This is a genomic window from Sphingobium indicum B90A (assembly GCF_000264945.2).
GTDB lineage: Bacteria > Pseudomonadota > Alphaproteobacteria > Sphingomonadales > Sphingomonadaceae > Sphingobium > Sphingobium indicum.
Map to the genome: position 1 here is coordinate 296,779 of NZ_CP013070.1, position 21,893 is coordinate 318,671.

A 21,893-nucleotide genomic window follows, 5' to 3' on the forward strand; every position below is an offset into this window, starting at 1 on the left:
TTGTTGAGGCATGGGAACGACATCGCCGCCCGCCAAGGATCTGCCCCGTGAGGCGGTGCTGATCGTCAATGTGCATTCCCGCCGGGGGGAGGCCCTGTTCAAGGACGCCAGGACCAGGCTGGAGGAAGCGGGACTGCGCCTGATCGCCGCGCATGCGGTGAGGGAGCCGGAACGATTGCAGGAAACAGTGCGCGATGCCGTCGCGGACGGCGCGCCGATGGTGATCGTCGGCGGCGGCGACGGATCGCTTTCCGGGACAGTCGACGAACTGGTGGGCAAGGATTGCGTCTTCGGCGTGTTGCCGCTGGGCACCGCGAACAGTTTTGCGCGCACCCTGGGCATACCGCTCGACCTGGAGGGGGCGGTGGCGGCCATATCCAGCGGCCGCCGACGGCGCATCGACCTGGGCATGATCGACCGGGACTATTTCGTGAATGCGGCCTCGCTGGGCCTGTCGCCCCGGATCGGGGAGACGGTGCCGCACAAGCTGAAGCGCTATCTGGGACGGATCGGCTATCTGCTCTGGGCGGTCAAATGCTCCATAGGGTTTCGCGCTTTCCGGCTGATGCTGGACGATGGGATCAGGCAGCGCCGGATGTGGGCGACGGAGGTGCGCATCCTCAACGGCCCCTATCATGGCGGAGTGGAACTGTCCGACCAGGCCGCTGTGGACACGGGGGAAATCGTGGTCCAGGCGGTGGTGGGCCGCAGCCATGCGCGGCTCGCCTGGGACTGGTACGCCAAATTCTTCAAGCTGCGCGACCGGGACGCGCAGACGGAGGAGTTTCGCGGCAAGGCTTTCCGGATCGAAACGGTGCCGCCGCAGCGCATCTCCATCGACGGCGAGGTGCTGGCGAAGACGCCCGCGACAATCAGGATCGCGCCGGGAGCGGTGGATGTGGCCGTGCCCTGAGCGAGACAATTTAATTGCCCGGAAATGGCCCAATTGCAGGCGTCAAATCCTCCCTGCGCGAAGCATGGGGAGGGGGACCAGCCGTAGGCTGGTGGAGGGGAAATTCGAAGATCGCGCCATTTCCCCTCCACCATGCTTCGCATGGTCCCCCTCCCCACCTCCCGATGGGGAGGAATAGGATAGGTCCGCTAACCACGCAAATCGACCAGCCGGTAAATTCCGAATTCGACCGCCGACTAGGGTGTGTCGGGATTCAGTTCAGGGCGCGGCGAAAATAGTGGATTTCGAGAACCTCGAAACGAGGCGCGTGACTCGTTTCGACGCAGCGTACTTCAGTACGTGAGCACCGGAAGCGCAGAAAGCCGCTATTTGCAGCCCGCCATGGACTGAATCCCCATACGCCCTAAAGCGCCTTCTCATATAGCTGATAGACCTTGTTCACCTTGCTCTCGATGGCGTCGGCGATGGCGTTCATGCCCTGATTGTCGTCCAGCACCCAGCCGATCTCGCCCCTGGTCGCGCCATAATTGGCGATGGCGGCGCGGCGGATATATTCGATCATCATGAAGGCGAGCTGGCTCGCCAGGCGCGACGATTGCAGCCGCTGCACCACGCCCATCAGCGGCACCCGCATGGTCCGCACCTGGGGCTTGCGCAGCCACCAGAGCAGCTTCGCCCAGCCGAAGGGGAAGAGCGAGCCGTTGAGCGGCGCTATCGCCTCATTGAGGTCGGGCAGCGTCATCATGAACGCCACCGGCTCCCCTTTCAGTTCCGCGATCATGATCAGGTCGTTGAACACGATGGGCTTCAACTGCTTGCCGAAATGCGCGACTTCCTCGTCGGTGATCGGCACGAAGCCCCAATTATTGCCCCAGGCGTCGTTCAATATGGCCAGGATGATCGCCGCCTCGCTGTCGAATTTCGACTTGTCGACCTTGCGGATGCGGATGCGTTCATTCTTCTCGCCCGACTGGACGATGCGCTGGATCAGCGGCGGGAAGGGCTGGGTGATGTCCAGTTCATAGGTTTTGAGCTGCTTGACCGGGCTATAGCCCGCGCCTTCGACCATGGCCTGATATTCGGGCCTGGCATGGCCCATCATCACCGTCGGCCTGTGGTCGAAGCCCTGTATCAGCAGCCCCGGCTCCTCCCATATGGACAGCGAGATCGGACCCAGGGCGCGGATCATGCCCTTGGCGCGCAGCCATCCCTCCGCCGTCGCGATCAATGCCGCGCCGGTTTCGGCGTCCTCCGCCTCGAACAGGCCGAAATTGCCCGTGCCCGGTCCCATGCCCTGTTCGGCGGGCTGGGCCAGCGCCAGATGATCGAGGTGGGCCGACACGCGCCCGACCACCCTGCCGCCGCGGCGCGCCAGGAAATATTGCGCCTCCGCATGACCGAAAAAGGGGTTCTTGCCCGGCGTGATCAGGCTGTAGACCTCATCCTTCAGCGGCGGCACCCAATGGGGATCGTCGGCATAAAGCCGCCAGGGCAGGTCCACGAAAGCCTTGCGGTCCGCCTTGGACATGACGGGGGTGATCACCAGTTCGTTATTGGCCACGGCGGGGGGAGCTTTCGCAAGAGCAGGGGAGTTGGATCAGGACGGATCGTCGCTTGTTTCGGGAATGTCAATCGGGACATGAACGGATCGGATCGGGATGACGAAATCGTCATGTTGCTGCCCCAATTGCAGCGCATTTACCCTTTAGGAACCACGGTATGACTGTGCACGATCCCCTTATTGCAGCCGCGTCGCGGACGCGAAGCGCGATCCCCGACGATGCGGCGATGCTGCGCGCGGCGGCCGACCTGACCCGCGAACTGTCGACGGCGCGGCCCGCCATCTATTGGCCCGACATGCTGGCTTCGGCCATTGTCGGCTATGCGGCGCTGGCCGGGGCGATCCTGACCGACAATAGCGCGCTCATGCTGGCGTTCGGACTGGCGGCGATGCTGGCGCTCTATCGCGCCGCGAGCTTCATCCATGAACTGACCCATATCCGCAAGGGCGCGCTGCCCGGCTTCCGCTTCGGCTGGAACCTGATCGTCGGCATTCCGCTGATGATCCCCAGCTTCATGTATGAGGAAGTGCATACGCAGCATCATGCCCGCACCCGCTACGGCACGGCGAGCGATCCGGAATATCTGCCGCTGGCGCTGATGAAGCCCTGGTCGCTGCCCTTGTTCATCCTGGTGGCGTCGCTGGCCCCCGTCGGCCTGATCCTGCGCTTCGGCCTGCTGACGCCGCTCGGCCTGGTCGCCCCGCCGCTGCGGCGAAGGATCGTGGCGGAATTTTCCGCGCTTTCCATCAACCCCGCCTATCGCCGCCGCGCGCCGGAGGGGGATTTCGCTCGCCAATGGGCCTGGCAGGAAGCGGGCGCCAGCCTCTTTGCCCTGGCGTTGGTCGGCAGCGTCTTCGCCTTCGGGTGGAAGCCGCTGCTCACCTATATCGCCGTGCATGCGGGCATGACCGTCATCAACCAGCTTCGCACGCTGGTCGCGCATCTCTGGGAAAATGAGGGCGATGCGATGACCGTCACCGCGCAATATCTGGATTCGGTGAACGTGCCGCCGCCATCGCCCTTCGCGGCGATCTGGGCGCCGGTGGGCCTGCGCTATCACGCGCTGCACCACCTGCTGCCGAGCGTGCCCTATCATGCGCTGGGCGAGGCGCATAAGCGGCTGGTCGCAACGCTGGCGAGCGATTCGCCCTATCATCGGGGCAATTACCCCGGCATGTGGCCGCTGGTCGGGAAGATAGCGCGTTCGACGATGGGGAAGCGCTAACTCCAAATGTGCTCCCGCGAAGGCAGGAGCCCAGTTCCGCCGTTTCGGAAACAACGCGACGCCTGGGCTCTCATGAGCGCCTCCGCAGGAGCGGGGAGTCGAGCTACTATTCTTCCGTCCGGAACAGCACCGTTTCGCCTACCAGCAGGAACAGCAGGAACGGCGCCCATGCCGCCAGGAAGGGCGGATAGGCCCCCAGATTGCCCATGGCGAGCGAGAAATTGTCCGCCACGAAATAGGCGAAGCCCAGCGCCATCCCCAACACGGCGCGCACGAACAACTGCCCCGACCGCGCCAGGCCGAAGGCGGCCACGGAACCCAAAATCGGCATCAGCAGCGCCGACAAGGGCCCCGACAGCTTGTGCCAGAGGCTGCCCTCCAGTTCGGCGGTGGGGCGGCCGGCGTCGTGCAGGTCGCTGATCGCCGCCTGCAACTGGCTGAAGGTGAGCGCGTCCGGATCGACCTTCGCCAGGGTGAACTGATCGGGCCTTATGTCGCGGCCGAAGCGGACGGTGCCGATCTGCCGTTCCGTCCCCCGCGCCACGTCGAACTGCCGCGCATCCTCCAGCACCCAGCTTCTGGTCGAAGCGTCATAATGGCCCCTGGGCGCCTGGACGATGGTGGTCAGCGTGTTGTTGATCCGGTTGAATATCTCCACCTTGCGGAGCTGGACCGCCGTCCCCCGCCCGGCGACAATGGCTGCCGTCACCAGATTGTTGCCGTCGCGCACCCATGGGCTGGCCTTGACGCCGGTTTCGGGGGGCAGGGGGCCGTAATCCACCGCCTGCCAGGCGGAAAGCCGGGCGGTCGACCGCGCCACGATCCGCTCGTTGAAGGCATAGCTGATCAGCGCCACGCCCAGCGCCGCGGCCAGCAGGGGCGCCAATATCTGATGCGCCGACAGCCCCGCCGCCTTCATCGATATGATCTCGCTGTTCTGATTGAGGCTGGCCAGCATGATCAGCGTGCCGAGCAGCACGGAAAAGGGCAGGAACCGCGCCACGATCTGCGGCGCGCGCAGGGCCACATAATGCCACAGTTGCGCATCGCCATTGCCGGCATAGGCCAGGATGTCGCCCGATTCGCCCAGCAGGTCCAGCGTCTGGAGCACCGCGACCAGCATCGCCAGCACCGCGAAGGTCCGGGTCAGGAACAGCCGCGCCATGTACCAGCCAAGCTGGCGCGAGGGGAAGAAGTTGAACTGATGCATGGGTCAGGCGGCTCCTTCCGCCAGGGTTTCCGCCCTCGGCCGCCGCCGGCGGACAAGGCCGATCAGCCGCAGGAACTGCTTGGCGATCTTGGCGAAGGCATATTCCAGCGCGGCGATCGGCTGGCCGCCGGGCCGGTGCGCGATCACATGGTACATCCACAGGATCAGCCCCGCGAACAGCAGGAACGGTCCCCATAGCGCGATGATCGGGTCGATCCTGCCCAGCGATCCCACGCCCTGCCCATATTCGTTGACCTTGTGATAGGTCACGATGAACACGATGGAAAGGAACACGCCGAGCGCGGAAGTCGACCGTTTCGGCGGAATCGCGAAGGCGAGCGCGGCCAGCGGCAGCAGCAGCATCATCGCCACCTCCACCATGCGGAAATGGAAATTGGCGCGGATTTCATTGCGCAGCTTTTCGGGCGTGGCCGGATCATGGCCGATCGTCACCAGTTCGGGGATGGTCTTTTCCCGATCCACGTCGCGGCCGCGAAACCGCTCTATCTGCGGCAGGTCGATGGGCAGGTCGTGGCTGGAAAAGGACAGGATTCGCGGCGATTTATACTTGGGCGCATCGTTTACCAGCACGCCGTCGCGCAGGCGGAAGATGATGGTGTCGGGGTCGTCCGTCGCCAGAAACTCGCCCTGCGCCGCCGTCACCGCCACGGTCTGCCCGTCCTTGCCCACGGCGCGCACGAAGATGCCCTGGAGGTTGCGCCCCTCGTCCAGGCTGCGCTCTATCCGCAGGGTCATGCGCTTGCCCAGATTGGTGAACTCGCCCACCTTGATCGACGCCCCCAGCGCGCCCGACCGCAGCTCGAACCGCAACGCCTCATAGGCATGGCGGGACAGCGGCTGGACGAAGCCGACAATGCCGAAGTTCAGCAGCGCCAGCGCGATCGCAAACATATAGGGGACGCGCAGCAGCCGGCCGTAGGACAGGCCGACCGCCCGCATCACGTCCAGTTCCGACGACAGCGCCAGCTTCCGGAAGGCGAGCAAAATCCCCAGCATCAGGCCGATGGGAATGCCCAGCGACAGATATTCGGGCATCATGTTCGCCAGCATTCGCCATACGACGCTGACCGGCCCGCCCTCCGCCGCGACGAAGTCGAACAGGCTCAGCATCTTGTCGAGCACCAGCAGCATGGCCGAGATCACCAGCGTCCCCAGCATGGGCAGGGCGATCAGGCGGGCGAGATATCTGTCGGTGGCGGTCAGCATTTCTCTATGTGGTCGTCCCATCACCATGATTTGGCCGCAAACCCCGCCCATATGCGAGTCAGGCAAGTTGCGGGGCGAACAGGGGCTCGCCGTCCGGTGTCACCGGGCGGCTATAGCTTCACGGAGTTGGATGGTCATGTTCAAAGTTGCAATGGGTCTGATGTCGGCAGGGGCGTTGTTCGCCGTCGCGCCGGCCCTGGCCCATGGTATGGAGATCGGCAACGACCTGGAACGCTGCTCTGCGGACGCCAAGGGCCCGGCGGTTCTGGTAGACGTGCGCGGCTTTGCCGCCTCGACCGGCAAGGTGCGCGTGCAATCCTATCCCGCCACCAAGGCCGCATGGCTGGCCAAGGGCGAATGGCTGGGCCGCATCGACGTGCCGGTGAAGGCCAGCAATGGCGCCATGCGCTTCTGCATGCCGGTGCCGCAGCCCGGCCGCTACGGCATCGCCGTGCGCCACGACCGCGACGGCAACGGCAAGACGGATATTTCGCGCGACGGCGGCGGATTTTCCAACAATCCGTCGATCAACATCTTCAACCTGGGCAAGCCGGGGGTCGAAAAGGCCGCCTTCTATGCGGGGCCGGGCGTGACGAAGATCACCATCAACCTCAAATATATGTGATCCCCCGCCATGGTCCGCGTCGCCCTTCTGTCCAATCCCAAGTCCACGGGCAACCGGCAGACGCTTCCGCGCGTGCGCAGCTATTGCGCCAGCAATCCCGACATCTTCCATTATGAGGTGGAGCATGTCGAACAGATCGGCCGGGCGCTGCAGACCATCGCCCGCGTCGATCCTGTCGTCATCGTCATCAACGGCGGCGACGGCACGGTGCAGGCGGCGCTGACGGAACTGTACCAGGGCGAGCATTTCAAGGGCCGCGTGCCGCCGATCGCGGTGCTGCCCAACGGCAAGACCAACCTGATCGCGCTGGACCTGGGCATCCATGGCGATCCGATCAAGGCGCTGGAGAGGATCGTCCAGATCGCCAAGGCGGGCGTCGACGACCATGTCGTGGCGCGGGAGCTGATCGCCCTGTCGGACGGGCAGGCGGAAAGCCGGCCGGTGCTGGGCATGTTCCTGGGGGGGGCGGGCCTAGCCGACTACATGCTCTATTGCCGCAACCAGATCTATCCGCTGGGCCTGTCCAACGGCCTCAGCCATTTCCTGACGGTGATCGCGGTGCTGGTGTCGCTGATCTTCGGCATCCGCGCCCGATTCCTGCCGCAATCCAGCCGGCCGGTGCGCATATCCCTGATCCGCGACGGGCAGTTGGCGGGGCGCTTCGCGGTGCTGATCGTGACCACCCTGGAACGATTGCTGCTGGGCGTGCAGCCGGGGGACAGCCGGCGCGGCAATATGAAGCTGATGGCGGTGGACCAGAGCCTGTCCGCCCTGCTGCGCCTGTTCTGGGCCAGCATCACCAGGCGCGTCGGCAAGTCGCAGATGCAGGGCATCCATCTGGAACAGGGCGACGTCATCCGCATAGAGGGCGACCATAGCAGCGTCATATTGGACGGCGAACTGTTCGAGGCGTCGGAAGGCAGGCCCATCGTGCTGCGTTCGACGCAACCCGTGCCTTTCCTGAGGTTGGCGGCGTAAGGGGGCGATCGGCCGTCATTCCCATCCTCGCCGCCGCGCGCTGCGCCTGCGGAGGATTTCATATGGAAATCCGCAGACAAGCCTCCAAGTTTTCCTTTTCTCGGCGAAAGCAGCGGTTGCCAAACGACCGGCATCGCCCTATTGAGCGCACAGCATCAAGAGTTGGGGCGACGCCCAACGCCAACCTGCCGATCCGGGCAAGGTGGCACTCCGTCAAGGAGGATGTGGCCGATCCGGCAACCAAGCGGACCCAAGCCACATCGTGAAGCGTCGCTCCGCAACGAGGAATGACGTGACGTGCCGATCAAGATAGCCGACGACCTGCCCGCCCGCCGCACATTGGAGGCCGAGGGCGTGGTCGTCATGCGCGAAGCCGATGCCGTCCGGCAGGACATCCGTCCGCTCCGGATAGCGCTGCTGAACCTCATGCCCGACAAGATCAGCACGGAGACGCAGCTTGCCCGGCTGCTCGGCGCGACGCCCCTGCAGGTCGAACTGACGCTGGTGCGGATCAGCGACCATGTGTCGCGCAACACCTCCGCCGATCATATGGCGTCCTTCTACCGGCCGTGGAGCGACGTGCGGGACGAGCGGTTCGACGGCTTCATCATCACCGGGGCGCCGGTGGAGCAGCTTCCGTTCGAAGCGGTAAGCTATTGGGACGAACTGCGCGCCATATTCGACTGGACGCAGACCCATGTGCATCGCTCGCTCAGCATCTGCTGGGCGGCGCAGGCGGCGCTGCACCATTTCCACGGCGTCGGGAAACATGCGCTGGACCGCAAGGCCTTCGGCCTGTTCCGCCATCATGTCCATGTGCCTTCATCGCCGTGGATGCGGGGCTTTTCGGATGATTTCATCGTCCCCGTGTCGCGCTGGTCGGAAGTGCGGCGGGAGGATATTCCGGCAGGGCGGGGATTGCAGATATTGGCCGAGAGCGAGGAATCGGGCCTGTGCCTGATCGGCGATCCGGGGCGCGGTTTCCTGCATATGTTCAACCATCTGGAATATGACACGCTGACGCTGGCCGAGGAATATGCGCGCGATGGGGCAAGGCAGTTGCCCGCGCATTATTTTCCCGGCGACGATCCGGCGCGGACGCCGCAAAACCACTGGCGCAGCCACGCGCATCTGCTGTTCGGCAACTGGATCGACGAAATGTACCAGACCGCGCCCTTCGATCTCGACGCGGTGGGGCAGGCGGCGGCGCTGTCGGCGGCTTGACGCCCCTTTGCGCGGATGGAGCCTGGAGCGGGCGGACCGATGCCGCCCCAAGCTGCTCCAGCCGCTAACGAAGGACGCCCTTGGCGATCAGGCCGCGGGCATAGCGCCATTGGAAGAGGGCGACGATCAGGATCGCCGCCGGGAAGATCGCGGCGGTGGCGCCCTTCACCGCCAGCAGGTCGGTCCCGATGAAGCTGTAGCCGAACTGCGCGATCACGGCGATGACCGAGAGCAGGAAAAGGGGCGCGGCGGCAGCCTTGCGCAGCAGCAGCAGGATCGCGCCCAGCGTGCCGCCGCCGACCGCGAGGGCATAGGCCGTCCAGGCCCAGCCGGGCATGGCCGCGAAGATGCGGGCGGTATAGGGATCGGTCTTCGCCAATTGGTCGAGGTCGGCGGTATATTGCATGATGAAGGCGCCGACCCCCATCAGGTTCCAGAGCAGCAGCAGGATTCCGACGATGCGGAAGGATCGTGGCGCGGTCATGGCTGTTTCCCCCTTTGGGCGGGCGATTTGCGTGGACACCCGCCCGATGGATCATAAGGGATGGCGGGCTTTGGCGAAAGAAGGGACAGGGCATTGGCGCAGGAGGCTTCGGCCGCACCGATCATCGTGACGGCCCTCATGGGCGCGGCCGATTTCGGCTGGGCCGAAGGGCTGCGCCGGGCGCATTTTCCGCCCGGGCGCAACCGGGTTCCGGCGCATGTCACGCTGTTCCATCATCTGCCGCCCTCCGCCCTCGATGAAGTGGCGCGGCGGTTGAAGGCGCTGTGCGCGGGGCCGCCGCCCGCCGCCCGGCTGGCGGAGGTGATGCTGTTGGGGCGGGGCGTCGCCTATCGGGTGGAAAGCCCGGAACTGACGGCGTTGCGCGATGAACTGGCGGAGGCCTTTGCCGGGCTGCTGGTGCCGCAGGACCAGGGACGGCCGCGCTTTCACATCACGGTGCAGAACAAGGTCGAACCGGCGGAGGCGAAGGCGCTGGCGGACGAATTGCGGCGCGCCTTTCGCCCCAGGCCGCTCGCCATCGCGGGGCTTGCGGCCTGGCATTATCGCGGCGGCCCGTGGGAATTGGCGGTGAAGGCCAGCTTTCGCGGCTGACCTTCGGTCCGCTCAGGCGAGGCCGACTTCCTTGAGCGGTATGGTGGCGTCGGCAAGCTGCGCCTGGTCCAGCGCCGCGCCGGAAAGGACATGGGCGCGGCCCTGAACATAGTCCTTGACCGCATTGACGCAGTCGAGCGCGATCAGCCTGCCGCCCTTGAGATAGAGGACGGAGAAGCTGCGGGTCGCCGGATCGCCGCGCAGGATCGTCTGGTCGTGGCCGGTCGAAAGGCCCACGGTCTGGAGCTTCAGGTCATATTGGTTCGACCAGAACCAGGGCACGGCATGATAGGCTTCTTCCCTGCCCATGATGTGGGCCACGGCGGTCTTCGCCTGGTCATTGGCGTTCTGCACGGATTCCAGGCGGATCTGCGCGCCCCGTGCGAAGCTGTTGGCATGGGCGGCGCAATCGCCGACCGCATAAATGTCGGGCAGGCTGGTGCGGCAATATTCGTCCACGTCCACGCCATTGCCGCCCGCCGCGCCCGCCGATATCAGCGGGCCGGTTTCGGGGACGATGCCGATGCCGACGATCACCATGTCGGTCGCGATCCGCTCGCCATCCTGCATCAGCACGGCGGTGGCCTGACCGTCCGTGACCTCGATGCAGTCCATGCGCGCGCCGGTGCGCAGGTCGACGCCATGGGCGCGATGTTCCGCCTCGTAGAAGCGGGACAGTTCCTCTCCCGCCACGCGGGCCAGCACGCGGTCCAGCGCTTCCAGCAGCACCACCTTCTTGCCGAATTTCGACAGGACGGCCGCCGCCTCCAGGCCGATATAGCCGCCGCCGATGACGGTCACATGCTCGATCCGGTCGATCTTCGCCATCATCGCGTCGACATCGTCGCGGCGGCGGACAGCGTGGACATTGGGCGCGTCCGCGCCGTTGCAGGTCAACATGCGCGGGGAGCCGCCGGTCGCCCAGATCAGCTTGCCATAGCCGATTTCCCGGTCGCCCGTTTCCTTGGCCCCCGCCGTCACGAACTTGCCCACCGGGTCGACCGACTTCACGCGCAGGCCGAGCAGCATGTCGATCTTGCGCTCTTCCCAGAAGCTGGCCGGGCGGATCAGGATGCGGTCGAAGCTCTTGTCGCCCGCGAAATATTCCTTCGACAGCGGCGGACGTTCATAGGGCGGGTCCTTTTCATCGCCCACCATCGCGATCGAGCCTTCGAAGCCTAGCTGGCGCAGCGAGATGCCCGCCTGCGCCCCGGCATGTCCGGCGCCAACGATCAGAACGTCATAATAGCTCATCGACGCGCTATCCTCTCATTTTTCTGTTGCCGCGTGATTGGCCCGCTTTCGCGGGGCTGGCAAGCGGATATTGGCGGCCGGAACGAACCCGGCGGCCGCTGCGCTTCATCGGATCGCGCCGCCGATCATGCGGGCGAGGCGGGCGGAAAAGGCGCGGGGGTCGGCGGGAAGCTCTCCGTCGGCGATGCGGGCTTCGTCCAGCAGCAGGCGCGCCGCATCCTCGCGCAGGGCGCTGTCCTCCGCCAGCGTGCCGAGCCGGGCGATCAGGTCGTGGCGCGGATTGATCTCCAGCACCGGCTTGGCCGCATTGTCGAGCCGTCCGGCCCCGGCCAGCAGCTTTTCAAGCTGGCGGTCCATCGCATTGTCGGGCGCGACCAGGCAGACGGGGCTTTCGGTCAGCCGTTCCGATGCGCGGACATCGGACACTTCATCGCCCAGCACGCCCTTCACATAGGCGATGAAGCCGTCGACCTCCGCCGATGCCTGCGCGGCGGGCGTTTCGCCCTCTGCCAGCGGGATCAGGCTGAGGTCGGCCAGGCCCTGCGTCACCGACTTGAACGGCTTGCCCTGATAATCGACCCCGGCCGTGACCCAGAAGCTGTCGACCTGGTCGGTGAGCAGCAGCACCTCGATGCCGCGGGCGCGGAACCCCTCCAGTTGCGGGGAGGAGGCGAGGCGGTCGAGATCGGCGCCGGTGGCGTAGTAGATGGCGGTCTGGTTGTCCTTGATCGCCTCCACATAGTCCTTGAGCGAGCGCCAGCCCTCCCCAGCGGTGGATTTGAAGCGGGCGAGGCCGAGCAGCGTCTCCCGCCGGGCGAAATCCTCGTACAGCCCTTCCTTCAGGACGGCGCCGAAATTGTCCCAGAACTTCAGATAGGCTTCGCCATCCTTCTCGGCCAGCTTGTCCAGTTCGGACAGGATGCGGTTGGCGACGCCCTTCTGGATGGCGGCGAGGACCGGGCTTTCCTGAATCATCTCCCGCGAGACGTTGAGCGGCAGGTCGTTGCTGTCGACCAGCCCGCGCACGAAGCGCAGGTAGCGCGGCAATATCTGCGCCTCGTCGGTGATGAAGACGCGGCGGACATAGAGCTTCATACGCCCGGCCCGGTCCGGGTCGAACAGGTCGAACGGACGCATGGAGGGCAGGAAGGCGAGCACCGAATATTCGTGCAGCCCCTCGGCGCGGTAATGGAGAGTCAGCGCGGGTTCGTCGAACTGACCGGCGGCGCTGCGGTAGAAGTCGGCATATTCCTCCGCCGTGATGTCCGATTTCGGGCGGGTCCAGAGCGCCGCGCCGTCCGCGATCTGCTTTTCCTCCGCATCCGGCTTTTCCTTGAGGAAGATGGGGACGGGGACATGGCCCGACTGCGCCGTGACGATGCGCTGGGTGGTGAACGCCTCGGTGTAGCTGGCGGCGTCTTCCTTGAGGTGCAGGACGATGCGGGTGCCGCGTGCCGGAGCCTCCGCCGGGTCGACCGGCTGGATGGTGTAGCTGCCCAGGCCATCCGACGCCCAGTGCGCGGCGGTATCCGCTCCGGCGCGGCGGGAGAAGACGTCCACCTTGTCCGCGACCATGAAGGCTGAGTAAAAGCCGACGCCGAACTGGCCGATCAGTTGCGCGCCTTCTCCCTCCTTCGCGGCCGTGACCCGTTCCATGAAGGCGCGGGTGCCGGAGCGGGCGATGGTGCCCAGCGCCTCGGCTAGTTCGGCCTCGCTCATGCCGATGCCGTTATCCTCGACGATGAGGCGGCGCGCTTCGGGATCGAGCGTGACGGTGATGCGCGGCTGGCCATCGTCCCCGGCAAGCGCCGGATCGCTCAGCAGTTCGTAGCGCAGCTTTTCGCAGGCGTCGGCCGCGTTGGAGATCAGCTCGCGCAGGAAGACGTCCTTGTCCGAATAGACGGAGTGCACCATCATGTGCAGCAGCCGGGCGACGTCGGCCTCGAAGGAACGGGTTTCAGGTGCGGTGCCGGTCGTGGTGGTCATGGCGGTTTCGAAAGCTCTCCCCAGTTGAATCCGAACCGCCAGATGGCGGGGAAAGGGGCGGCTTTCAAGGCCTGGCGCCCCGCCTTCCCGACATGCGGGGGAAAGCGGGGGCGGGGAATAGGATCAGCCGCGCTGCAATTGCAGGGCCCTGGCCTGATAGCGCACCGCGAGTTCGGCATGGACGGCGATCATCGCGCCATTGTCTCCTCGCTGCTTGGCTTCGCTCGCCTTGCGGATTTCCTCCTTGGCCCGGGCTTCGAAATAGGACGCGTCGTCATGGCGGGACACGGGCTGTCTCCTTGTCTTTGCCTTGCGATCATAGCGGGAGCGGGCCGGACCGCCCATCACCCAGGTTAGTCGAAATCGGCCTTGTGGAGGCTGCCGTGCCCCTGGGACTGGCGGGGGAGCGGCGCGGCCAGCCTCCGAACCCGTCAGGCGGGCGTCAGTTGGATGACGCGGGGCTTGGCCGGTGGGAGGGCGCCATTTCCCGCCTCCTTCAACAATTCCTGCTTGCGCGCCAGCATCGCGTCGCGGAGCTGGATCAGGTCGACGTCGGTCTTGCGGCATTGCGCGAACATGCCCTCGCCGCGCATTTCCTCCTCATGGACATGGTGCTTGATCTCTTCGGACAGCACCTTGACCTTGGCATCGAAGAAATCGTCGGCCGGGTCGCCTTCCTCTATGTCGTTGACCAGCAGCTTGGCGCCGTCATGCTCGACATAGGCCTCGTCCAGCGTATCGTCCTCTATCCTGCCGCGAAAGGCGGGGTAGAAAATCTCCTCCTCGATCAGCGTGTGGATCTTGAGTTCCAGGCAGATTTGCCGCGCCAGAGTCTTCTTGCGCGCCGGCGATCCGGCCTTTTCGAATTGTTCGAACAGATCCTCCACCTTGCGATGGTCGGCTTTCAGAAGGGCGATCGCGTCGGTGAACTGCGGATTGGCCATGGTCTTCCTCCTCCTTGCACGGTCCTTCCGGTGGAAGTCGCGAGCCATGCGTCGGTTCCAAGCGAACCGTTCGCAAAAGCGGAATCGGCGGTCGAAGTGCGGATCGGGTCAGGTGGAAGGATCGTCCGCCGGTGGTCCGCCGCCTTCCCGCCGGCTCCTGGCGCCGACCTCATCCTGCCCGGCGCGGCTGTCCCCTTCCTCGCCCCGCCGCGTCATCGTGCGCGGGTCGTAATTGGACGGGATCGCGCCGCCGCTTTGCGGATCGCGCCGCGGTTCGCGGTCCAGCGTGTCGCTGGGACGGCGGGCCGCGCCTTCCGGCTGGTTCTCCGTCGAGAGGTTCGGGTTGCGTGTATGTTCGGTCGGGCGCGTCCGTATCCTGCGGGGCTTGTCCATGATCTTCTCCTGCGATGGTCCCGCCATGAGAACGAGGGCCGTCGGCAGCCTGTTCCTCCGCTTCCGCCGCGACTTATCCATGTTAGCGGACCGGCGCTTTGCCCCCTTTTCAGGCGATTGGCAGCGGAACGGCGGAGCGGATGAACTGGTTGCTGTCTGACCGTTCAAGGAGGTCAGCATGAGTGACGACGCACCGCTCACCACGGCGAAACAGGACGACGCGGCGGCAAGGGCCGCCGATGGGCTGGCGGAAGCGAAGGGCGACGATCTGAGCGGCAAGACCGTGACGATCGACCGCCCGCGCGAGGAGCTTTACGCCTTCTGGCGCGAGGTCCGCAATCTTCCGCTGTTTCTGGAGAATGTCGTCGCCGTGGAGCCTTTGGACGACCGCCGGTCCCGCTGGGTGGTGAAGGCCCCGGCGGGAAGCACCGTCGAATGGGTGTCCGCGATCACGGAGGATCGTCCGGGAGAAACCATCGCCTGGGCTTCGGAGGAAGGCGCGGACGTGCCCAATAGCGGGCGCGTCGACTTTCGCGACGCGCCGGGCGGCCGGGGATGCTGGGTGACGGCGACGATCCTCTACGATCCGCCCGGCGGCTTCATCGGCAAGGCCATCGCCAAGATGTTCCAGCGCGAACCGGCGATCCAGGCGCGCCGCGACCTGCGCCGTTTCAAGCAATTGATGGAAACGGGCGAGATCGCGACCGCCGCCCGCAACCGCCGCGAATATGAAGAGGAAGGCTCCTGATGCGCGCTCTCACATGGCATGGCAAGCATGACGTCCGGGTCGATACCGTCGACGATCCGGAAATCGTCAATCCCCGCGACGCCATCATCCGCATCACCTCCACGGCGATCTGCGGGTCGGACCTCCATCTCTATGACGGCTATATCCCGACGATGAAGGCGGGGGACATATTGGGCCATGAATTCATGGGCGAAGTTGTGGAGACCGGGTCGGGATCGACCCTGAAGAAGGGGCAGCGGGTGGTCGTGCCCTTCACCATATCCTGCGGAAGCTGCTTCCATTGCGGCAAGCACCAATATTCGGCCTGCGACAACGGCCTGCCCGCCGACAATCAGGACATTGCGCAGACGATCTACGGCCAGCCCATGTCCGGCCTGTTCGGCTACAGCCACATGACGGGCGGCTATGCGGGGGGGCAGGCGGAATATGTCCGCGTGCCCTTTTCCGATGTCGGTCCCATCGTCGTCCCGGACGGGGTCGACGACGACAGGGTGCTGTTCCTGTCCGATATCCTGCCGACCGGCTGGATGGCCGCCGAAAATGCCCAGATCGAACCGGGCGACACGGTCGCCGTCTGGGGCTGCGGCCCGGTCGGCCTGTTCGCGGTGCAGTCCGCCTTCCTGATGGGCGCGGAGCGGGTGATCGCCATCGATCATTTCCCGCGCCGGCTGGAACTCGCCCGCCGTTTCGGCGCGGAGACGATCAACTATGAGGAAAGCAAGACCTATGAGGCGCTGATGGAGATGACCGGCGGCATCGGCCCCGACGCCTGCATCGATGCCGTCGGGCTGGAGGCGCATGGCTTCTTCGCGGACAATGTCTGGGACCAGATCAAGGTGGCGACCTTCATGGGAACCGACCGCGCCCATTCGATCCGGCAGGCGATCCTCGCCTGCCGCAAGGGCGGGCGGGTTTCCATGCCGGCGGTCTATGGCGGCTTCGTCGACAAATTTCCGCTGGGCGCCTTCATGGAGAAGGGGCTGACGCTGAAGACCGGCCAGACCCATGTGCAGCATTATATGCCGGGCCTGCTGAACGCGATCATGGAGGACAAGATCGATACGACCTTCCTGATCAGCCACCGCCTGCCGCTGGAGCAGGCGGCGGAGGGCTATCGCATGTTCCACGACAGGCAGAACGAAGTGACCAAGATCGTCCTGAAGCCGGGCATGCAGCCCGCCCGGGACGCCTGAAAGGAGAAGCATATGGCTTCGCAGAAATTCGCGATCGTGACCGGTGCGTCGACCGGCATCGGCTTCGAACTTGCGCATCTCGCCGCGCAGGACGGCTATGACCTGCTGGTGGTGGCCGACGAACCGCTGATCCATGCGGCGGCGGACGACTTTCGGCGTCATGGCGTCGACGTGCAGGCGGTGGAGTCCGACCTTTCCACCATGGAAGGGGTGGACCGCCTGATCACCTGTACCGGCGGGCGGCGGGTCGACCTGCTTTGCGCCAATGCGGGGCGGGGTTTGGGCCATGCCTTTCTGGAGCAGGACGTGGCCGACTGGCGCCGGGTGATCGACACCAACATCATGGGCACCGTTTACCTGCTCCAGCAGATATTGCGGCCGATGGTCGCCCGGAATGCGGGCAAGGTGCTGGTCACCGGATCGATCGCCGGCTTCATGCCCGGCTCCTTCCAGGCGGTCTATAATGGCACAAAGGCCTTCATCGACAGTTTCGCCGATGCGGTCCGGAACGAGATCAAGGATGCCGATGGCGTCACCATCACCAACCTGATGCCCGGCCCGACGGAGACCGAGTTCTTCGACCGCGCCGAGATGCTGGACACCAAGGTCGGCGCGGACGAGAAGGACGATCCGGCCAAGGTCGCGAGGGATGGCTGGGACGCGCTGATGGACGGGAAGGCGCATATCGTGTCGGGATGGAAGAACAAGCTGCAGGCCGCTGCGGCGCACGTGACGCCGGCGGGCGTCCTGGCGGAACGGCACCGCAAGATGGCCGAGCCGGGCACCGCCGAAGAGGTGGAGGCGAGCGGCCGATCGGGCTGAAGCTCGCCTCTTCCGCCCGATTCAGCGCTTCGGCTTCAGCGCCTCCGCCAGGGAAACGGTCGCGCTGCCCCGCCGCGCGGGCTGCGCCTGGCTGGGGTCCGCCTTCCACCCGCTGAGATAGAGGACGGCCATCTGTTCCGCCGTGCGGCCGTCCTCGTCCGCCGCCGCCGCGAAATGCTCGGCCGCCCCGACCAGCGCGTCGCGTCGCAGCGCGGGGGGCCGCGAAGCCAGAACATTGCCGGCGCCCATGCCCCGCAAGTCGTGCATCAGCCGCAGCATATCGCCATAGCGCACCGTCAGCACATCGCCGTCCGCGACCGGCATGGTGAAGCCCGCCCGCGCCAGCAGGTCGCCCGCCGAGCGCACGTCGACCTGCGGATGGACATGCTGCCCGGCCCGGTCCCCTTCGCCCGCCATCAGCGCGGCGCGCAGCCGGGGCAGCGAACCCGCCCCCGCGAAGGCCGCCAGCATCAGCCCGTCGGGCCGCAATATCCGCCGCATCAGGATCAGCGCGCCGGGCAGGTCGTTGACGCTGTCCAGCGTGCCGCAGGCGATCACCAGGTCGAAACTGTCATCGGCAAAGGGCAGGGCGTCCTCGTCGGCCTGCACGCCGCCCTGCGCCCTGGCCGCCGCAAAGCCGGGATCGACGCAGACGACGCTCTTTCCCATCGCCTCCAGCGCCGTCCTGGCGCTGCCGTCCGGGCAGCCGATCACCAGCGCTTCCTTCAACTCGCGCTGCACGTCGCCCAGCCGGTCGAGCAGTTCGTCCAGCATCATGCGGTAGAGGAAGTCATGCTCGGCAAAGCGCGCCATCATCCGGTCGCGCCGCCTGGCGCGCAAGGCTCGGTCGAAGATGTCGGGACTGGTCATGGGGGCCTTGTGCATGGGCGAAGGAGCGGGAACAAGGGAGATGATGTCCCGCCTCCTCCTTCACAAGAGCGTTCCGCTGCTCAAGGCCGCGCTTCGCCCGTTGGCCGATTACGCCCTGCCGCCGCGCTGCCCCGGCTGCGGCGAGATCGTGGATGCCGACCATGCCTTCTGCCTGGCCTGCTGGAGCGGGATGCGGTTCCTGGGCGAACCCTGCTGCGCCCGTTGCGGCCTGCCGTTCGAATATGATCGCGGGGACGGCGCGGAATGCGGCGCCTGTCTGGCCGATCCGCCGCCCTATGACAGCGCGCGGGCGGTGCTGGCCTATGGCGATGTCGCCCGCGCCGTGGCGTTGCGGCTGAAATATGGACGGCGCATCGGCCTTTCCCGGCTGATCGCGAAGCAGATGGCGCGGCAGGTGCCGGCCATCGGAAATGCCGTCATCGTGCCGGTGCCCTTGCACCGTTGGCGCTTGTGGTGGCGCGGCTTCAACCAGTCGGCGCTGATCGCCCGCCACCTGGCGCGGCTGACCGGCCTGCGGGCGGACAATCACGCCTTGCTTCGCATCCGCCGGACCCAGCCCCTGCGCGGAATGACCCCGAAGGCGCGGGCGCGGGCTGTCCGCGGCGCATTCGCCCTTAGTCCGGGCCATGAGCTCAAGGGGTGCGCCGTTCTGCTGATCGACGACGTGCACACCAGCGGCGCGACGGCCGCCGCCTGCGCCCGGGCGCTGAAACGCGGCGGCGCGGCGAGCGTTCATCTGCTGTGCTGGGCGCGGGTGCTGCCGGACGGCGGCGATTGACAAACAGGCGCCGAACCACAATTTCGGCGATCGAGGAGTAAGACATGGCGAAGGTCGAAATCTATACCAAGGCCTGGTGCGGCTATTGCGCGCGGGCAAAGGCTCTGCTGAACGAGAAGGGCGTGGCGTTCGAGGAATATGACGTCACCATGGGCGGTCCGAAGCGGCAGGAAATGCTGGACCGCGCCAATGGCGGGACGACCGTGCCGCAAATCTTCATCGACGGCCGCCATGTCGGCGGCAGCGACGACCTGGCGGCGCTCGACCGGCAGGGCAAGCTCGACGCCTTGCTGGGGGCATAGGCCGGATGCGCGCCGCCATCTTCCAGATGACCAGCGGGATCGATCCCGCCGCCAATGCCGCCGCCATCGCGGACATGGCCGCGCGCGCCAGGGGGGAGGGGGCGGACATGCTCTTTACGCCGGAAATGGCCGGCTATCTGGACCGCGACCGGCAAAGGGCGGCGGCGACCCTGCGGTCGGAGGCGGACGACCCCGTCCTCGCCGCCCTAAGGGAGGCGGCGGCCAAGCAGGGCCTGTGGGTGCATCTCGGCTCCACGCCGCTCAAGGATGAGCGCAGCGACGGTCGGTGGGCCAATCGCAGCTTCATGATCGACGACAGAGGAGAGATTCGCGCCCGTTACGACAAGATCCACCTGTTCGACGTCGATCTGGCGACGGGCGAAAGCTGGCGCGAATCGTCGGTCTACGGGCCTGGCGAACAGGTTGTCGCGGTCGATACGCCCTGGGCGCGCATGGGATTGTCGGTCTGTTACGACATGCGCTTTCCCGATCTCTACCGGGCGCTCACCAATGCCGGCGCGACGGTGTTGCTGATGCCGGCCGCCTTCACCGTGCCGACGGGGAAGGCGCATTGGCACATATTGCTGCGGGCGCGGGCGATAGAGGCGGGCTGCTTCGTCATCGCCGCCGCGCAGACGGGCCATCATGCGGACGGCCGCGACACCTATGGGCACAGCCTGGTCGTCGACCCATGGGGGGACCTGGTGCTCGACATGGGCGAGCAGGCGGGCCTTGCCCTTGCGGAGGTCGACCTGTCGCGCATAGAGGACGTGCGCGGGCGGGTGCCCGCGCTCGCCAACCGGCGATCCCTGCCCATGGATGTGACGCTATCGTGATCGTTTTCGACCTCAAATGCGAATCCCAAGGCCATGTGTTCGAGGCGTGGTTCGGTTCCAGCGCCGATTATGAGGACCAGAAGGCGCGGGGGCTGATCGCCTGCCCCCTTTGCGGCGACGAGCATGTCGGCAAGGCGGTGATGGCCCCGGCCGTCGCGCCCAAGGGCAACAGCCGCCCGGAACCCATGCCGCAAGTCGCATCATCGGGCGACGCGTCCATCGTCATGGGCGCGGGCGAGGAAGCGAAGATGCGCGAACTGGTGCTGGCGCTGGCGAAGGCGCAGCAGAAGGCGCTGGAGGATTCGACCTGGGTCGGGCGCGATTTCGCCGAACAGGCCCGCGCCATGCATTATGGCGAGCAGGACCGCGCCAGCATCCATGGCGAGGTCGCGCTCAGCGAGGCGCGGGCCTTGATCGCGGAGGGGGTGGAGGTGGCGCCTCTGCCATTTCCGGTCATTCCCCCTGACGCGAAGAATTGACCGCGCCGCTCTCCCGCAATAGAGCCGTCACCGGGCACCCGTAGCTCAGCAGGATAGAGCATCAGATTCCTAATCTGAGGGCCACAGGTTCGAATCCTGTCGGGTGCACCATTTTCCGCTCCGGTGTTGGGACCACCTAACCGTGACCCTATGGCAACCATACGCTGACCGTGGCCCATTTTTCGGTAAGCGCCGGCGGCCGCTGTAGATAGGATCAGTCGCGGACGCACAATCGGGAATGCGGTAGCTAACTGCCGTCCCGTTTGGTGAAACTGAACGTCCCAAAGGGCGAAACGCACTCCGAGATCAAACGTCTTCTGTCGATCGTCGATGCTTTTATGCGGTACCGTTTCGGCCGCAGCTTACACGAAAAGTCGCTTTGACCCTGTGACATACTCGACTGGCCTCTCAGCGATCCTGGTAGCAGGCGCCGCTGGTATCTGGATGGCCTCTGAGGGCGACGAGAAGTGAGCTCCTTAGCAGTTGTAGGCCGCACACGCCCTAAAGGGCTGATCACCTTCGTAGGAGGGGCATCGATGGGCCTGCGGCGTCCAAGCATCGGGTGCTTGCGTCGCAGGAACTCTCGGGTCTTTCCTCTCCCGATAGACCTTTATTGCGGCCCTCCAGGCCTCAACCTCCATCCGACGCGCTCCCGGTCCATCCTTCGGTCTTCAGGGCTTCTTTGATCCACGGCGCCACGACGCCAGCAGGTCCGGACATATACCAGTCCAGGTAGGAACTGCGATCGCGTCTGATGCCTGCCACGACAGAACCGGACTCGCGCCACGAGTATGAGGCCTCTTCTCCTGCAGGACCTTTCCACACCACGTTCGCGAGTGCTGACCACAGTGCAACGCCTGCGGCCTCGCCCTGCCGGACCCGATCCCCAACGGCGCGTTCCATCGCTTGCTCGAAGGTATCCTTGGCATTCTCAGTGATCATGCCTTCCGAACCCGCTTTGACCAGCATGGAACCCTGCGGTCTGGCCACTGAGCAATCTCAGATTCTGGATAGCCGTTGGCCAGAAGCCAGGCGGTCACGTCGTCCCCGAAGGACCGATCAAATTTCTTGGGGAACCCCCAGGCGTGGCCACCTGGCGGATCTAGAAAAACGTCGAAGTCCTCCTGCGGCTCGGAAAAATCGGTCATCTCAACCTCATAAAGTATGCGATCATGCCCTTCCAGATTACCACCAGCTCCTGGGCTGC

At 65.6% G+C, this 21,893-nt stretch carries 24 protein-coding genes, 1 tRNA gene and 1 riboswitch; of the genes, 14 read left to right on the forward strand and 11 right to left on the reverse strand.

Annotated features, from left to right (window positions below; translation table 11 throughout):
* Positions 1-10: 10 nt before the first annotated feature.
* Entirely contained in the window at positions 11-913 is a 903-nt protein-coding gene (locus SIDU_RS01520) for a diacylglycerol/lipid kinase family protein (RefSeq protein WP_007683682.1), read from the forward strand.
* Between the two features lie 403 nt (positions 914-1,316).
* On the opposite strand, the gene SIDU_RS01525 is transcribed toward SIDU_RS01520, so the two are convergent.
* Positions 1,317-2,474, reverse strand: a complete 1,158-nt coding sequence (locus tag SIDU_RS01525) for a hypothetical protein (protein WP_007683684.1) — start codon at positions 2,472-2,474, stop codon at positions 1,317-1,319.
* A gap of 158 nt (positions 2,475-2,632) precedes the next feature.
* Between SIDU_RS01525 and SIDU_RS01530 the strand changes: the two genes are divergently transcribed.
* Positions 2,633-3,700 (forward strand): fatty acid desaturase family protein, encoded by a 1,068-nt coding sequence (locus SIDU_RS01530; protein WP_007683686.1) that lies wholly within the window; start codon positions 2,633-2,635, stop codon positions 3,698-3,700.
* 106 nt (positions 3,701-3,806) lie between these two features.
* Here SIDU_RS01530 and lptG read toward each other — a convergent pair whose 3' ends face one another.
* On the reverse strand, positions 3,807-4,910 hold the full coding sequence (gene lptG / locus SIDU_RS01535; RefSeq protein ID WP_007683689.1) for an LPS export ABC transporter permease LptG: 1,104 nt from the start codon (positions 4,908-4,910) through the stop codon (positions 3,807-3,809).
* Between the two features lie 3 nt (positions 4,911-4,913).
* The gene (gene lptF / locus SIDU_RS01540; protein ID WP_007683693.1) at positions 4,914-6,137 is read right to left on the reverse strand and encodes an LPS export ABC transporter permease LptF; all 1,224 of its coding nucleotides are present in this window, start codon (positions 6,135-6,137) and stop codon (positions 4,914-4,916) included.
* Between the two features lie 130 nt (positions 6,138-6,267).
* Between lptF and SIDU_RS01545 the strand changes: the two genes are divergently transcribed.
* The 3 genes from SIDU_RS01545 to SIDU_RS01555 all read left to right on the forward strand — a co-directional run bounded on the left by SIDU_RS01545 (position 6,268) and on the right by SIDU_RS01555 (position 8,964).
* Positions 6,268-6,762 carry a DUF2141 domain-containing protein gene (locus SIDU_RS01545; protein ID WP_007683695.1) on the forward strand — a complete coding sequence of 165 codons (495 nt, stop codon included), beginning with the start codon at positions 6,268-6,270 and terminating at the stop codon, positions 6,760-6,762.
* Between the two features lie 9 nt (positions 6,763-6,771).
* Positions 6,772-7,740: a diacylglycerol/lipid kinase family protein gene (locus SIDU_RS01550; protein ID WP_007683697.1), complete on the forward strand. Its 969-nt coding sequence runs from the start codon at positions 6,772-6,774 to the stop codon at positions 7,738-7,740.
* Between the two features lie 147 nt (positions 7,741-7,887).
* A riboswitch (SAM-I-IV-variant riboswitch) is annotated at positions 7,888-7,994 on the forward strand.
* A 43-nt stretch (positions 7,995-8,037) separates the two neighbouring features.
* Positions 8,038-8,964 (forward strand): homoserine O-succinyltransferase, encoded by a 927-nt coding sequence (locus tag SIDU_RS01555; RefSeq protein WP_007683700.1) that lies wholly within the window; start codon positions 8,038-8,040, stop codon positions 8,962-8,964.
* 64 nt (positions 8,965-9,028) lie between these two features.
* On the opposite strand, the gene SIDU_RS01560 is transcribed toward SIDU_RS01555, so the two are convergent.
* Positions 9,029-9,448: a hypothetical protein gene (locus SIDU_RS01560; protein WP_013040841.1), complete on the reverse strand. Its 420-nt coding sequence runs from the start codon at positions 9,446-9,448 to the stop codon at positions 9,029-9,031.
* Positions 9,449-9,508: 60 nt separating this feature from the next.
* Between SIDU_RS01560 and SIDU_RS01565 the strand changes: the two genes are divergently transcribed.
* A complete protein-coding gene (locus SIDU_RS01565) occupies positions 9,509-10,060 on the forward strand; it encodes a 2'-5' RNA ligase family protein (RefSeq protein ID WP_007683704.1) in 552 nt (183 codons plus the stop codon).
* A 12-nt stretch (positions 10,061-10,072) separates the two neighbouring features.
* Here the strand turns inward: SIDU_RS01565 and SIDU_RS01570 are convergent, their stop codons facing one another.
* From SIDU_RS01570 to SIDU_RS01590, 5 genes are all read right to left on the reverse strand, one after another.
* On the reverse strand, positions 10,073-11,314 hold the full coding sequence (locus SIDU_RS01570) for an NAD(P)/FAD-dependent oxidoreductase (protein WP_007683705.1): 1,242 nt from the start codon (positions 11,312-11,314) through the stop codon (positions 10,073-10,075).
* A gap of 105 nt (positions 11,315-11,419) precedes the next feature.
* Positions 11,420-13,300 carry a molecular chaperone HtpG gene (gene htpG / locus SIDU_RS01575; protein ID WP_007683706.1) on the reverse strand — a complete coding sequence of 627 codons (1,881 nt, stop codon included), beginning with the start codon at positions 13,298-13,300 and terminating at the stop codon, positions 11,420-11,422.
* Between the two features lie 123 nt (positions 13,301-13,423).
* Positions 13,424-13,588: a hypothetical protein gene (locus tag SIDU_RS19750; protein ID WP_007683708.1), complete on the reverse strand. Its 165-nt coding sequence runs from the start codon at positions 13,586-13,588 to the stop codon at positions 13,424-13,426.
* A gap of 143 nt (positions 13,589-13,731) precedes the next feature.
* Positions 13,732-14,244, reverse strand: coding sequence for a hemerythrin domain-containing protein (locus SIDU_RS01585; RefSeq protein ID WP_007683710.1), 513 nt, complete (start codon positions 14,242-14,244; stop codon positions 13,732-13,734).
* Between the two features lie 108 nt (positions 14,245-14,352).
* A complete protein-coding gene (locus tag SIDU_RS01590) occupies positions 14,353-14,637 on the reverse strand; it encodes a hypothetical protein (RefSeq protein WP_013040835.1) in 285 nt (94 codons plus the stop codon).
* A 178-nt stretch (positions 14,638-14,815) separates the two neighbouring features.
* Here SIDU_RS01590 and SIDU_RS01595 point away from each other — a divergent pair, with 178 nt between their 5' ends.
* Genes SIDU_RS01595 through SIDU_RS01605 form a run of 3 tightly spaced genes read left to right on the forward strand, consistent with a single transcriptional unit; the run spans position 14,816 to position 17,400 of the window.
* Complete coding sequence (locus SIDU_RS01595; protein WP_007683714.1) at positions 14,816-15,385, forward strand: SRPBCC family protein; 570 nt, start codon at positions 14,816-14,818, stop codon at positions 15,383-15,385.
* Positions 15,385-16,578 (forward strand): zinc-dependent alcohol dehydrogenase, encoded by a 1,194-nt coding sequence (locus SIDU_RS01600; protein WP_007683715.1) that lies wholly within the window; start codon positions 15,385-15,387, stop codon positions 16,576-16,578. The genes SIDU_RS01595 and SIDU_RS01600 overlap by 1 nt, the downstream gene beginning before the upstream one ends.
* Before the next feature lie 12 nt (positions 16,579-16,590).
* A complete protein-coding gene (locus SIDU_RS01605) occupies positions 16,591-17,400 on the forward strand; it encodes an SDR family NAD(P)-dependent oxidoreductase (RefSeq protein WP_007683716.1) in 810 nt (269 codons plus the stop codon).
* A 21-nt stretch (positions 17,401-17,421) separates the two neighbouring features.
* Here SIDU_RS01605 and SIDU_RS01610 read toward each other — a convergent pair whose 3' ends face one another.
* Positions 17,422-18,270 (reverse strand): class I SAM-dependent methyltransferase, encoded by an 849-nt coding sequence (locus SIDU_RS01610; protein ID WP_007683717.1) that lies wholly within the window; start codon positions 18,268-18,270, stop codon positions 17,422-17,424.
* A 40-nt stretch (positions 18,271-18,310) separates the two neighbouring features.
* On the opposite strand from SIDU_RS01610, the gene SIDU_RS01615 reads away from it, so the two are divergent.
* From SIDU_RS01615 to SIDU_RS01635, 5 genes are all read left to right on the forward strand, one after another.
* Positions 18,311-19,069, forward strand: coding sequence for a ComF family protein (locus tag SIDU_RS01615; RefSeq protein ID WP_007683718.1), 759 nt, complete (start codon positions 18,311-18,313; stop codon positions 19,067-19,069).
* Positions 19,070-19,113: 44 nt separating this feature from the next.
* A complete protein-coding gene (gene grxC, locus SIDU_RS01620; protein ID WP_007683719.1) occupies positions 19,114-19,371 on the forward strand; it encodes a glutaredoxin 3 in 258 nt (85 codons plus the stop codon).
* 5 nt (positions 19,372-19,376) lie between these two features.
* A complete protein-coding gene (locus SIDU_RS01625; RefSeq protein ID WP_007683720.1) occupies positions 19,377-20,207 on the forward strand; it encodes a carbon-nitrogen hydrolase family protein in 831 nt (276 codons plus the stop codon).
* Positions 20,204-20,686 carry a DUF1178 family protein gene (locus SIDU_RS01630; RefSeq protein ID WP_007683721.1) on the forward strand — a complete coding sequence of 161 codons (483 nt, stop codon included), beginning with the start codon at positions 20,204-20,206 and terminating at the stop codon, positions 20,684-20,686. Before SIDU_RS01625 ends, SIDU_RS01630 begins: the two co-directional genes overlap by 4 nt.
* A 34-nt stretch (positions 20,687-20,720) precedes the next feature.
* Positions 20,721-20,797 (forward strand) — tRNA-Arg (locus tag SIDU_RS01635).
* Between the two features lie 519 nt (positions 20,798-21,316).
* Here the strand turns inward: SIDU_RS01635 and SIDU_RS01640 are convergent.
* Entirely contained in the window at positions 21,317-21,655 is a 339-nt protein-coding gene (locus SIDU_RS01640) for a hypothetical protein (protein ID WP_007683722.1), read from the reverse strand.
* Between the last annotated feature and the right edge of the window lie 238 nt (positions 21,656-21,893).